Annotated in this window: 10 protein-coding genes; 3 read left to right on the plus strand and 7 right to left on the minus strand. The window is 70.6% G+C overall.

Annotation, left to right across the window (positions count from 1 at the left end):
* Positions 1-53 precede the first annotated feature (53 nt).
* The gene (locus AB5J54_RS13825) at positions 54-515 is read right to left on the minus strand and encodes a GtrA family protein (RefSeq protein ID WP_369144217.1); all 462 of its coding nucleotides are present in this window, start codon (positions 513-515) and stop codon (positions 54-56) included.
* Positions 515-1,510, minus strand: a complete 996-nt coding sequence (locus AB5J54_RS13830) for a glycosyltransferase family 2 protein (RefSeq protein WP_369144218.1) — start codon at positions 1,508-1,510, stop codon at positions 515-517. Before AB5J54_RS13830 ends, AB5J54_RS13825 begins: the two co-directional genes overlap by 1 nt.
* Before the next feature lie 240 nt (positions 1,511-1,750).
* On the opposite strand from AB5J54_RS13830, the gene AB5J54_RS13835 reads away from it, so the two are divergent.
* The 3 genes from AB5J54_RS13835 (at position 1,751) to AB5J54_RS13845 (ending at position 7,749) form a co-directional block, all read left to right on the plus strand.
* Positions 1,751-3,346 (plus strand): DUF6056 family protein, encoded by a 1,596-nt coding sequence (locus AB5J54_RS13835; RefSeq protein ID WP_369144219.1) that lies wholly within the window; start codon positions 1,751-1,753, stop codon positions 3,344-3,346.
* 363 nt (positions 3,347-3,709) lie between these two features.
* Complete coding sequence (locus AB5J54_RS13840; protein WP_369144220.1) at positions 3,710-6,580, plus strand: CDP-glycerol glycerophosphotransferase family protein; 2,871 nt, start codon at positions 3,710-3,712, stop codon at positions 6,578-6,580.
* A gap of 62 nt (positions 6,581-6,642) precedes the next feature.
* A complete protein-coding gene (locus tag AB5J54_RS13845) occupies positions 6,643-7,749 on the plus strand; it encodes a glycosyltransferase (protein ID WP_369149323.1) in 1,107 nt (368 codons plus the stop codon).
* A gap of 117 nt (positions 7,750-7,866) precedes the next feature.
* Here the strand turns inward: AB5J54_RS13845 and galE are convergent, their stop codons facing one another.
* The 5 genes from galE to rplU form a co-directional block, all read right to left on the minus strand.
* The gene (gene galE, locus AB5J54_RS13850) at positions 7,867-8,853 is read right to left on the minus strand and encodes a UDP-glucose 4-epimerase GalE (protein WP_369144221.1); all 987 of its coding nucleotides are present in this window, start codon (positions 8,851-8,853) and stop codon (positions 7,867-7,869) included.
* Positions 8,854-8,869: 16 nt separating this feature from the next.
* Complete coding sequence (locus AB5J54_RS13855; RefSeq protein ID WP_369144222.1) at positions 8,870-10,516, minus strand: glycosyltransferase family 2 protein; 1,647 nt, start codon at positions 10,514-10,516, stop codon at positions 8,870-8,872.
* Positions 10,517-10,614: 98 nt separating this feature from the next.
* Positions 10,615-12,054, minus strand: a complete 1,440-nt coding sequence (gene obgE, locus AB5J54_RS13860; protein WP_369144223.1) for a GTPase ObgE — start codon at positions 12,052-12,054, stop codon at positions 10,615-10,617.
* A 107-nt stretch (positions 12,055-12,161) separates the two neighbouring features.
* The gene (gene rpmA, locus AB5J54_RS13865) at positions 12,162-12,416 is read right to left on the minus strand and encodes a 50S ribosomal protein L27 (protein WP_003976205.1); all 255 of its coding nucleotides are present in this window, start codon (positions 12,414-12,416) and stop codon (positions 12,162-12,164) included.
* 13 nt (positions 12,417-12,429) lie between these two features.
* Positions 12,430-12,750, minus strand: coding sequence for a 50S ribosomal protein L21 (gene rplU / locus AB5J54_RS13870; RefSeq protein ID WP_015033583.1), 321 nt, complete (start codon positions 12,748-12,750; stop codon positions 12,430-12,432).
* Positions 12,751-12,861: the final 111 nt, after the last annotated feature.

Here is a 12,861-nt window from a genome sequence, read left to right on the forward strand (position 1 = left end):
CTCACTCGGCTGTCCCACGCGCCGCGCGCTCCCCGCCGCGGCTGCCAGGCAATCTACGCGAGCCGGGAGGGCTGTCGCTCGTCCGTTTCGCTCCCTGGACCCGAGCCGGGCGCCTCGGCGGAGCGGGGCACCAGGATCCGCTGGGAGATCAGGTAGGTGAACGGGATGGCGACGACGGCCGCGACGAGTGGCGCGATCCTGTCGTCCATTCCGGCCCAGGTGACGAGGGCGTAGAGACCGACGCTCTGCACCAGGTAGTTGGTGACGTTGGTGAGCGGGAAGAGGGCGAACTTCTTCCACGTCGGCCGGGTGCGGTAGGTGAAGTAGGTGTTGAGGAAGAACGAGCCGATCATGCTCAGGACGAAGGCGAGGGAGTACGCGGCGAAGTACGGCATCCACGGGTGCAGGAGCAGGTAGCAGCCGAAGAAGGTGCCGGTGTTGACGCCGCCGACGAGACCGAACCTGAAGATCTCGGCCAGCCGTGCCCGCCCCGCGGTGGGCGAGCCGGCTCCCATCAGCGCTCTCCGTCGGTGGCCGAGATGCGGATCCGCTCGGCGGCGAGCTGCTCGGCGGACCCGTGTCCGAAGGAGCGGTGGGTCTCCTTCACGAGGAAGTGCGGGCGGCGCTTGGTCTCGTAGTAGATACGGCCGATGTACTCGCCGATCAGACCCAGCATCATCATCTGCACGCCCCCGAGGCCCACGATGATGGCGACCAGGGTGACGTATCCGGGGGCGGTGACGCCGTGGACTATGGCGGCGACGGCCACCCAGACCACATAGAGGGCCGCGAGGCCGCTCAGCATCATCCCGAGCCAGAGGGCGATGCGCAGCGGACGGTTGTTGAAGGAGATCAGCCCGTCCATGCCGTAGTTGACCAGGGAGCTGAACTTCCACTTCGTCTCACCGCCCTCGCGTGCGGCGTTCTGGTAGTCGAAGGTGACGGTGTCGAAGCCGATCCAGGAGAAGAGGCCCTTGGAGAAGCGGTTGTACTCGGGCAGCGAGAGCAGCGCGTCGACGGCGGGGCGGGAGAGCAGACGGAAGTCTCCGACGCCGTCGGTGAGCTCGACGTCGACCCAGCGGTTGACGGCCCGGTAGTACATGCGGCTCAGCGCGGAGCGGAGCTTCTTGTCGCCTTCACGGGTCCTTCGCGCGATGACCTGATCGTGACCCTGGTGGTGCAGGTCCAGCATGCGCGCGAGGAGCTCCGGCGGGTGCTGGAGGTCGGCGTCCATGATGACGACGGCGTCGCCGGTGGATTTGCGGAGACCCGCCAGCATGGCGGCCTCCTTGCCGAAGTTGCGACTGAAGGAGGCATACTGTGTGCGGTTCTGGTGAAGAGCCGCAATGGCCCGCAGCTTGCCCAGGGTTCCGTCGGAGCTGCCGTCGTCCACGTAGCAGATCTCGTAGTCGACCGGGAGGGCGTCGAGTACCTGACGCATCCGCGCGTCGAACCGCTCGACGACGTCCTCTTCGTTGAAGCAGGGAACGACGACGGAAAGTTTGGTCATGGAACGTTCACTCCATCGGGATGAGCGAGGGCGCGCCCTGAGTGGCGACCAGCAGACTCTTCCTTGAACAGCACGGTGCGGTACAAGGCGGGTGGGGGCCGTCGGGCGTGCCCCGCGTGGCCATCCCGGTCGGCATGCCGTCCATACAATAAAGCATCACTGAAGACCGTGAATATGCGTGGCATCTTCACGTATTTGGCACAACTGGAGACGGCCTTGAGGCCAGGGGAGCTACCACCGGTGAGCAGGACCACCATCTCAGAGCGCGGTGAGACACCGCTTCCGGAGGACGAAGCGGGCGCCGGCGCTCCCGGTGGGAAGGGGTTCCGGCGGACCCTCGGCGGGATCGGGCTCGTCGTCGCCGTCGGTTCGGGCGCGCTGCTCGCGGTCGGTGCCTTCCTCGGTCTCTACGTACGCCCCACGTCCGACGACTGGTGTGCCCTCTGGAAGGCCCGGGACATGGGTCCCTTCGGTCTCGCCTCGGACTTCTACAACACTCAGAACGGCCGCGTCACCAACGCCTTCCTCAGCGGCGTGATCTACGCCGACGACATGCTGGGGCCGAAGGTGATGCCCGCCTTCCTGGTGGTGTCGCTGGGCGTCGCGCTCTTCCTGCTCGCCCGCGCCGCGCTGCGCGCCCTCGGCCGTCCGCAGCCCCCGGCGGTGCTGCTCGTGGCCGCTGTGGGCCTGATCGAGGCGCTGCTGTTCTTCGCCGGTACGCGCCCCTACCAGGTGCTGCTCTGGGCGCCGGCCACCATCTCCCACACCCTGCCGAGCGTGATCGGCCTCTGGGCCGTGGTCGTCGCCGTCGTCGCGGCCCGCTCCCGGCACCGGTGGGCCCGGCCCGCCGCCGTGGCCACGGCGGTCCTGACCGGCATGGCGATAGGGACACTCAGCGAGCCGTTCACCATGGTGGCCGGCATCTCCGCGGCCTCCGTCGGAGTCCTCTGCCTGCCCCGCCTGCGCTGGGCGAAGGACTGGTACGTCTCCACCTGGTGCGTCGCGGCCTGCGTCGGTCTCGCCTCCGGTCTCGCCCTCCTGTACACCTCCCCCGGCGCCCAGTGGCGGCGGGCCCAGGTCCCGAAGAAGCCGCTGACGCTCTCCGAGGTGGGCGAGACGATCCACGACTGGTGGCGCATGTGGCAGACCATCGGTGACCAGTGGGCGTACGCGGGAGCCCTCGCCGTCGGCGTCCTGCTGGGTCTGGGCCTCGTCTTCGCCGGCCCGATCGCCGGCCACCGTCCCGCCGCCCCCGCCGAGGACGGCCGGCCGCGCCGCCGCGGCCGGCGCGCCGCGGCCGCCGGGGAAGGCCGCCCGCGCGGCCTGACGGTCGTCGCCGCGCTGCTGCCGCTGCCGCTGCTCGCCCTCGCGAGCCTGGGCGTCGCGTACGGCCTGCGGAGCGGTTACGGCATCACCGGCTGGACGTACGCCCGCACGTGGACGAACTTCCTCGTCCCGATGCTGCTCATCCTCTGCGCGTACGGCACCTGGGCCGGCCACTGGCTCGGCCGTCGGCTGACGGCCCCGCGCCCCGCCGCCCGCGCGGCCCGTGCCGTCACGCTGCTCGCGGCGGGCGCGCTCGCCGTGGGAAGCGCGATCGCCCTGGTGCAGCCGGTGCACACGACGGCCACGGGCACGGTGGCGCGGAGCATCGCCTGGGACCGGCAGAACACCCGGATCCGCGCGGAGATCGCCAACGGCGCCACGGACGTCGCGTACCGCCCCATGTACATCGGCTGGCTCGCGGAGCCCTTCTTCACCAAGGTGTACGCGCGCGACTGGGCGGCCCAGTGCGCGGCCCGGTACTACGAGGTGGACAAGATCCACCGCGGCTGACGCCCTGCGAGTGCCGCGCGACACCTCATCAGGCGTGTCGGGTCGGACACACCCGGCTGCCACGCCCGTGCCCCTCCCCCGGCTTCCGGCTCCGGAATCCCGGGGAGGGGTGTGTTCCCCATCACTTCCGGCAGACGGCCGCGAGGGGATGTGAGGTAGTTTCGCGGCACTCGCGGCCCGCACGTATCGCGGCTGACCAGGCATCGCCCGTAAGGGCGACTCCTGACGCGTGCGGATGGTTGCCCCCTCGGATCCGGACCGATCAGGACACGGCAGACGGCGTAACCGCCGGACGGCGCGACAAAAGGGGTGGGGAACACCAGGTAGCTTGGGTGCGTCTGGAGGAAAGACAAGTGGATCGAGGTGGAAGTGCCTGACGTCTCCGTGGTCGTCATCGCCTACAACGACGCAGAGCGTCTGCCGACGGCCGTACGGTCGGTGCTGGACCAGAGTCTGCACGGCGTCGAAGTCGTGATCGTCGACGACTGCAGCAAGGACAGCACCTTCGAGGTCGCCAAGGCGCTCGCCGCCGAGACCCCGGACCGGGTCAGAGCGTTCCAGCTGCCGCAGAACAGCGGCGGCTGCGGTGCGCCCCGCAACTTCGGCATCCAGCAGGCCGCCGGCACCTACGTCATGTTCCTCGACAGTGACGACGTGCTGGAGCGCAACGCCTGCCGGAACATGCTGAACGCGGCCGAGTCCACCGGCGCCGACCTGGTGTCCGGCCTCTGCGTGCGCGTCCACCTGGACAGCCGCCACCAGAAGACCACCGAGTGGTACCCGTGGATCTACTCGCAGACCCGGACGATCGACTCCATCACCGAGCTGCCCGACCTCCTGGTCTTCGACACCCTGTCGACGAACAAGTGCTACCGCCGCGAGTTCCTCCTGGAGCAGGGGCTGGAGTTCCCCGTCGGCATCCACTACGAGGACCTGCTCTTCTCGGCCCAGGCGTACGTCGCCGCGAGCCGGATCACGCTCATCCCGAACCACGTCTACTACTGGAACGTGCAGGAGAGCGCCGCCGCGAAGTCGATCAGCAACCGGCGCCACGAGATCGCCAACTTCGTCCACCGGATGGAGATCCACCGCCGGGTGGACGCCCTGCTGGAGAGCAGGGGCTACGAGGACCTGAAGTACCGCAAGGACATCAAGTTCCTCAAGCACGACCTCGTTCTCCACTTCCGCGACCTCGCGCTCCTCGACGAGGACTACCGGCGCGAGTTCGCCGCGCTGGCCAACGGCTACCTCGCCGAGATAGATCCCCAGGCGTACTCCGAGGTCCAGCGCCTGCACGCCATCTGCGCCTACCTGCTGAGCAAGGAGGACTGGGACAACCTGCTCCCGGCCACCGACGCGCTCACCAACGCGGGCCGGCTCACCAGCCCGCTCGCCGAGCGGGACGGCCAGGTCTACTGGTGCGACCGGCACCTGGACAGCGAGCAGGGTCGCGAGATCCTGGACATGACCGCCGCCGGCTACCACGCCAAGCCGCTCACCTCCCTGGTCCTGGGCAACCGGCTGACCTCGTACGAGAGCACCGACGGCGTCGTGAAGCTGGCCGGCCGGGTGGTCAACCCGCTGGGCCGGATCCGTCCGGACGCGAAGCTCCAGGCGGTCCTGGAGTTCTCGGCCCGCCGCAGCGTCGGCGGCAGGACCGCGCGCATCCCGGTGGCCTCGGTCCGCCACACCGACGAGTGGATCGAGTGGGAGGGCACGGTCGACGTGGCCCGCACCGTTCGCCCGCTCGGCATCATCGACGCCGTCTGGGACGTCCGGCTGATCCTCTCCGTCGACGGCGAGCAGCTCAGGACCCGCGTCTCCGTGGGCGGGACCCCGCTCGACGAGGCCCGTTCCCTGCGCGTCCGCCCCCGCCTGACCTCGCTGGTCTCCGACCGCTTCGTGCCGGAGATCACCAAGAAGGGCAACCTGTCGTACGTGCTCGCCGCCGAGGGCAAGGCGGCCGTGCACACCTCGGCGATGATCGAGGGCGCGATGCACGGACGCCCCGCCGAACTGGCCAAGACCAGCCTGCGCCGGCTGCTCAAGGCGAAGCGGGACCTGAACTCGGGCGAGACCAAGCTCCGCGTCTACCACGAGCTGTACAGCAAGCTGCCGATCAAGAAGGGGCTCGTCGTCTTCGAGAGCCACCTCGGCAAGCAGTACAGCGACAGCCCGAAGGCGATCTACGAGGAGATGCGCCGACAGGGCGTCAAGTTCGAGGCCGTCTGGTCCTACGCGGGCGCCAAGCCGACCGGCTTCCCCAAGGACGCGACGCTGGTGAAGCGCTGGAGCTGGCAGTACCTGCGGGCGCTGGCCCAGGCCGAGTTCTGGATCGACAACCAGGGCTTCCCGCTGCGGCTCGCCAAGCGGCCGGGGACCACGTACATCCAGACCTGGCACGGCACCGCCCTGAAGCGGATGGGCTTCGACGAGCCGACCACCAAGGCGCGCGGGCTCGCCGCCCAGGCGTCCTTCCAGGAGTCGCTGGACCGGTTCGACCACTTCCTGATCCGCGGCGAGCACGACCGGCGCACCCTCGCGAAGGGCTTCCGGCTCCGCGACGAGGTGCTGCTGCCCGTCGGCTACCCGCGCAACGACGACCTCGCCGAGGCGCGTCGCAAGGAGGCCGAGGCCGGCACCCGGGACCGCGGCCCGCTCGCCGCCGAGCTGGGCATCGCCCCGGAGAAGAAGGTGCTGCTGTACGCGCCGACCTTCCGGGCCGCCCCGGGCGGCAAGGTGCAGAAGTTCAAGGCCCCGTTCTCCGTCGAGGAGTTCGCCGAGCGCTTCGGCGACACCCACACCCTGCTGATCAGGACCCACTACCTGAACAGCGTGACGCTGCCGCCGTCGGTGCGCGGCCGGGTGATCGACGTGTCGTCGCACCACGACATCACCCCCCTGCTCGCCCTCGCGGACGGGCTGATCACCGACTACTCGTCCGTGATGTTCGACTACGGGCTGCTCGACCGTCCGATGATCTTCTTCACGTACGACTACGAGGAGTACGCGAAGGAGAACCGGGGCACCTACTTCGACCTGAAGGAGCGCGCGCCGGGCCCGGTCGTCGCCACGGAGGAGGAGCTCTACGGAGTGATCTCCAACTTCAAGGACGAGGCCGACACCAAGTACGCGGCCGCCCGTCAGCGGTTCAACGCAGAGTTCAGCGAGTACGACCGGGGTGACGCGGCCCGTCAGATCGTCGCCAAGTTCTTCAGCGGGAGCGGGAAGTGACCAACCAGACCACCGTGTCCGGCGGCCGCGACATCTTCATCGTCTCCAACAGCGTGGACGAGATGGGCGGTGTGACGACCTGGACGCACCAGATGGCCCGGGCGTTCACCGACCGCGGTCACCAGGTCCACGTCATCGGCATCACCCCCGCCCCCGCCGGCCGGCAGCACGAGTTCCCCGATCCGCTGCCGTACGCCACCACCACCCTGTACGACGCGCACCCGCCGCAGGTGAAGCCGCTGCGGGGCCTCAAGGGCAAGCTCAACGCGCCGGAGCGGCGCCGGCACGCGGCCCGCGCCGCGGGCATGCGCGAGCGCGCCGACCGGATGACAGCCCTGTTCCGGGCGGCCCGCCCGGGCTCCGTGGTGATCGTCACTCAGGTGTGGGCGATGGAGTGGGTCTCCCTCGCCGACACCAAGGGGCTCACCGTCATCGGCATGAGCCACGAGTCGTACGAGGCGAGCGCCGCGTCCTCCCGGCTGGCCCGGGTGAAGCGGTACTACCAGGACGTCGACCGGATGCTCGTCCTCACGCCGGGCGACGCCGACCGGTGGATCCGGGCGGGCATGGACAACGTCGGCCACATGCCGAACGCCCTGCCCTTCGTCCCCGAGCGCCCGGTGGCCCGCGAGGAGAAGCTGGTCGTCTCCATCGGCCGCCTCTCCCACGAGAAGGGCGTGGACATGCTGCTCGACAGCTGGGCCGAGATCGCCTCCCGTCACCCCGACTGGAAGCTGCGGATCTACGGCACCGGCGACGAGGAGACGGCGCTGCGCGCCCGGACGACCGACCTCGGTCTCGACGGGTCCGTGGAGTGGATGGGCCGGACGAACGACGTGCTCGGGGCCCTCTCGGACGCCTCGGTGTTCGCACAGGCGTCCCGCGCCGAGGGCTTCCCGATCACCCTCCTGGAGGCGATGGCGGCCGGCGTGCCGTGCGCCGCGTTCGACTGCGCGCCGGGCGTGCGGGAGATCATCCGCGACGGTGAGGACGGGCTGCTCGCGCGGCTCGGCAACGCCATGGAGCTCGGCGGCCACATGAGCGCCCTGATGTCCGACAAGGAGCTGCGGGACCGGATGGGCGACGCCGCGTTCGAGAACGTGAAGCGGTACGCGCCCGACGAGATCACCGACCGCTGGGAGGCGCTCTTCGCCTTCCTGGAGCGCTGACCGTAGAAGACCGCGGAAACGGCAAGAGGGAAGGGCCGGGGAGTCACACTCCCCGGCCCTTCCCTATGCCTTGAGGCCTGCCCTGAGGCCTGCCCTGAGGGCTTGCCTTGAGGTAGGTCAGACGGTCGCGCCGCGACGGGCGACCCAGCCGGCCCAGGCCGACTCGATCATGTCGCGCACGTCGTGACGGGCCTTCCAGCCCAGCTCCGACTCGATGCGGTCGGCGGCGGCGACGACCCGGGCGGGGTCACCGGCGCGGCGCGGGGTGACCAGCGGCTCGGTGGTGTGGCCGGTGATCTCGTTGATCAGCTGGACCATCTCGGTGACGGAGACGCCCTCGCCACGGCCGATGTTGACGGTCAGGTCGCGCGGCGCGCCCGCCCCGGCCCACTCCGCGAGCTTCCGCGCGGCGACGAGGTGCGCGTCGGCCAGGTCCTCGACGTGGATGTAGTCGCGGATGCAGGTGCCGTCGGGCGTGTCGTAGTCGTCGCCGAAGATCCGCGGGGACTCCCCCGCGTCGAGGCGCTCGAAGACCATCGGGACCAGGTTGAAGACCCCGGTGTCGGCCAGCTCGGGGGTCGCCGCGCCCGCCACGTTGAAGTAGCGCAGGCAGGCCGTCGAGATGCCGTGCGCGGCGCCCGCGGCGCGCACCAGCCACTCGCCGACGAGCTTGGTCTCGCCGTACGGGCTCATCGGCAGGCAGGGGGTCTCCTCTGTGACGAGGTCGACGTCCGGCATGCCGTAGACGGCGGCGGAGGAGGAGAAGAGGAAGTTGCGCACACCGGCGGCCGCGACGGCCTCCAGGAGGACCGTGAGACCGATGACGTTCTCGCGGTAGTAGTGCAGCGGCAGCTCGACGGACTCGCCGACCTGCTTCTTCGCGGCGAGGTGGACGACGCCCGTCACACCGTGCTCCGCGATCGTCCGGTCCAGGACCTCACGGTCCAGGGTGGAGCCGACCACCAGGGGGACGCCCTCGGGAACCCTCGACTCGTAGCCCGTGGACAGGTCGTCGAGGACGACGACCCGCTCGCCCGCCTGCGTCATGGCGCGGACCACATGGGAGCCGATGTATCCGGCGCCGCCGGTGATCAGATAAGTCATAGTGCCCCAAACCCTTTCACTGTGAACTGCGGGCAAGCCGACGGAGCCGGGCCCTGACCGCCCGGAATCCGTCCCGTGCGCCGGGTGCGATCCGCACCGCCAGCGAGCCGTTGGCCGTGGTGTACGGCTGCACCAGGAGTACACCGTACCGGCTGCTCGGAAGCACCGAGCGCCGCTGGGAAGCGTCCGGCGCACGCAGCGACGTGGTGAACGACTCACCGTTCGCACACGTCACGGTGACGCCGATGTCCCACAGCTGGACGCCCTCGCGCCCCCGCCGCCGACCGGATCCGGCGAGCCCCGTGAGCCCGACGGGGACCCGGGCGGTCCAGGCCTCCACCGTGCCGTCCGCCCCGGCGACGGCGCTCAGCGCGGCCTCCTCGGTACGGGCGGGCTCGCTGTCGCCGCGCGGCAGGAAGGCGAGTTCCGCGCGCACGGGCCCGGCCTCGGCGAGCCGCCCGTACAGGTCACGGACGGTGAACCGCAGCTCGCCGCCCCCGCCGGTGCGCAGCACGGCGTCCACGACGAGCGGCAGCCCGTCGAGCGGCAGCTCGTCCATGCCGTCGAGGCGGGCCTCCGGCAGGTCGTCGGCCCAGACGGCGGCGGTGCGGCCGCCGGCGTACGGCGGGAGCAGGCGGCCCGGGTCGGCGGTGAGCCGGGACAGCCGGAGCAGGTCGCGCGGCTCCTTCGCGGCCAGCAGGAAACGGGCGGTCCAGCGGGCGGGGGCGACCGCGGCGGCGATCTCCTCGTCGGCGAAGCCGGACAGGTGGGCGCGGGTGAGCTCCCACCATTCGGCGCGGTGTCCGGCGTCCCGCAGCCGCAGGTCGCGGGCGTACATGCGCAGGTCGTGTTCGAGGAACTTGGTGCGGCAGGCGGCGGCGAGCTCCGCGCGGCCCGCCTCGGCAAGGGTCTCGACGGCCGCGCCGTGCGCGGCGATCCGGGCGCGCCAGTTGGAGACGCCCTCGCGGTCCAGGGAGATCGACAGCTGCGCGGCGGCCCGGCGCACATGCCAGACGTAGACGGTGTCGGGGATCACGGCGACGCGGGGAGCGGCGGCGTACACCCGGGCGGTGAAGAGGAAGTCCTCGTAGACGAAACGGCCGTCGGGGAAGCGGATGTCGTGCTCGGCGAGGAAGGCCCGGTCGTAGATCTTGTTGACGCAGAGCGTGTCGTGGACGAGCGGGCGCAGCTCCTCGGGCGTCTCCAGGACGGCCGGCTCCCGGTACAGGGCGGGCTGCCAGCGCACGTCCCGGCCCTCGGGCAGTTCACGCCGTACGCAGACGCCGACGGCGACGGGGGCGCGGTGCCGCTCGGCGGCGGCGACCAGGCCCTCGGCGGCGCCGGCCGGGAGGATGTCGTCGCTGTCCAGGAACATGACGTACGGGGAGGTGGCGGCGCGGATGCCGTCGTTGCGCGGGGTTCCGCAGCCGCCGCTGTTCTCGGTGCGGCGCACCACGCGCACACGGGGGTGCCGGGCCGCCAGCTCGTCGAGGACCGCGGCCGTCCCGTCGCTCGAACAGTCGTCGACCGCCAGGACCTCCGCCACCACGGGCCCCTGGTCGAGCGCGGAGCCGATGGCCTGGGCGACCAGCTCCTCGTCGTTGTAGGCGATGACGACGACACTGAGCCGGCCTGCGGTCTCGGGCGGGGGGACGCTACTCACACCAGGATCCTACGGGAGCTCCCCGACCCCTCCGACGGGATCGGGGGCTCCCTCGGGCGCCGCGGGAACGGGTCGGACCCGCGGCTCCCCGGGTACTGCTAGAACGGGTCGAACTCGTCGTACTCGCGCTGCGCGTCGTCCCGCTCCGCCTGCCGGTCGCGGCGGCGCTGGGCCGCCGGACGCGGGGCCTCCAGACGGTGGTCCTCACCGCGGCGGCCGAGCATCTCGGCGCCGGCCATCATGGTGGGCTCCCAGTCGAAGACGACCGCGTTGTCCTCGGAACCGATCGCGACGCCGTCGCCCGCGCGGGCACCGGCCTTCATCAGCTGGTCCTCGACGCCGAGGCGGTTGAGGCGGTCGGCCAGGTAGCCCACGGCCTCGTCGTTGTTGAAGTCGGTCTGGCGGACCCAGCGCTCCGGCTTCTCGCCGCGCACCCGGTAGACGTCCTCGGCCTCGTCGTACGTGACGGTGAAGCCCGCGTCGTCGACGGCCTTCGGGCGGATGACGATCCGGGTCGCCTCCTCCTTCGGCTTGGACGCGCGCGCCTCGGCGACGATGCCGGCGAGGGCGAAGGAGAGCTCCTTGAGACCCGTACGGGCCACGGCGGAGACCTCGAACACCTGGTAGCCGCGCTCCTCCAGGTCCGGGCGGATCATGTCCGCGAGGTCCTGGCCGTCCGGGATGTCGATCTTGTTGAGGACGACGATCCGGGGCCGGTCCTCCAGGCCGCCGTACTGCTTGAGCTCCTCCTCGATGACGTCGAGGTCGGTGACCGGGTCGCGCTCGGACTCCAGCGTCGCCGTGTCGAGGACGTGGACGAGGACCGAGCAGCGCTCGACGTGGCGGAGGAACTCCAGGCCCAGGCCGCGGCCCTGGCTGGCGCCCGGGATGAGGCCCGGCACGTCGGCGATCGTGTAGACGGTCGAACCGGCCGTGACCACGCCGAGGTTCGGGACGAGCGTGGTGAACGGGTAGTCCGCGATCTTCGGCTTGGCGGCCGAGAGGACGGAGATGAGCGAGGACTTGCCGGCGCTCGGGTAGCCGACGAGCGCCACGTCGGCGACGGTCTTGAGCTCCAGGACGATGTCCCGCGACTCGCCGGGCTCGCCGAGGAGCGCGAAGCCGGGGGCCTTGCGGCGGGCCGAGGCCAGCGCGGCGTTGCCGAGGCCGCCGCGGCCGCCCTGGCCGGCGACGAAGGTGGTGCCCTCGCCGACGAGGTCGGCGAGCACGTTGCCCCGCTTGTCGAGGACGACGGTGCCGTCGGGCACGGTCAGGACCAGGTCCTGGCCGTCCTTGCCGGAGCGGTTGTCACCGGCGCCGGGCTGACCGTTGGTCGCCTTGCGGTGCGGGGAGTGGTGGTACTCGAGGAGCGTGGTGACCGACTGGTCGACGACCAGGGTCACATCGCCGCCGCGGCCGCCGTTGCCGCCGTCCGGGCCGCCGAGCGGCTTGAACTTCTCGCGATGGACGGAGGCGCAGCCGTGGCCTCCGTTACCCGCGGCGACGTGCAGCTCGACGCGGTCCACGAAGGTGGTCATGGGTGTGCCTCCAGAGAATTACGTGCGGAATGTCTATCTAGTAACACGCGAAAGGCGGACCCGCTTCCCGTACGGGAAGTGAGGTCCGCCTCCGCAAAGAGTTCCGATCAGGCGACCGGAACGATGTTCACGACCTTGCGGCCACGGTGGGTGCCGAACTGCACCGCGCCGGCCTGCAGGGCGAACAGCGTGTCGTCGCCACCGCGACCGACACCCGCGCCCGGGTGGAAGTGGGTGCCACGCTGGCGGACCAGGATCTCACCCGCGTTGACGGCCTGACCGCCGAAGCGCTTCACGCCGAGCCGCTGGGCATTCGAGTCGCGCCCGTTCCGGGTGGACGATGCGCCCTTCTTGTGTGCCATGTCTCAGTCCCTCTTACTTCGCAGCCGCGGGGATACCGGTGACCTTGATCGCCGTGTACTGCTGACGGTGACCCTGGCGACGGCGGTAGCCGGTCTTGTTCTTGTAGCGCAGGATGTCGATCTTGGCGCCCTTGTGGTGGTCCACGACCTCGGCCGTGACCTTGATGCCGGCCAGGACCCACGGGTCGCTGGTCACGGCGTCGCCGTCGACAACGAGCAGGGTCGAGAGCTCGACCGTGTCGCCAACCTTGGCAGTGGAAATCTTGTCAACCTCAACGATGTCGCCGACAGCAACCTTGTGCTGGCGACCACCGCTGCGCACGATGGCGTACACGCGGATCTCTCTCTCACTCGGGGTGGAACCTCTGAAGCCAGCCGCTCACACGGGCCCGGGGGCCCGCGGCGTTCCGGAATCGGACGAGCGGCCTCTCCCGACGAGCGGGAG

It is taken from the genome of Streptomyces sp. R44 (genome assembly GCF_041053105.1).
Classification (GTDB): Bacteria; Actinomycetota; Actinomycetes; order Streptomycetales; family Streptomycetaceae; genus Streptomyces.

Bases quoted from the DNA above. Each gene is read 5' to 3' on its own strand.
- obgE (WP_369144223.1), bottom strand. From the start codon at position 12,054: ATGACCACCTTCGTGGACCGCGTCGAGCTGCACGTCGCCGCGGGTAAC.
- AB5J54_RS13830 (WP_369144218.1), bottom strand. From the start codon at position 1,510: ATGACCAAACTTTCCGTCGTCGTTCCCTGCTTCAACGAAGAGGACGTC.
- AB5J54_RS13845 (WP_369149323.1), top strand. From the start codon at position 6,643: ATGGGCGGTGTGACGACCTGGACGCACCAGATGGCCCGGGCGTTCACC.
- galE (WP_369144221.1), bottom strand. From the start codon at position 8,853: ATGACTTATCTGATCACCGGCGGCGCCGGATACATCGGCTCCCATGTG.
- rpmA (WP_003976205.1), bottom strand. From the start codon at position 12,416: ATGGCACACAAGAAGGGCGCATCGTCCACCCGGAACGGGCGCGACTCG.
- AB5J54_RS13825 (WP_369144217.1), bottom strand. From the start codon at position 515: ATGGGAGCCGGCTCGCCCACCGCGGGGCGGGCACGGCTGGCCGAGATC.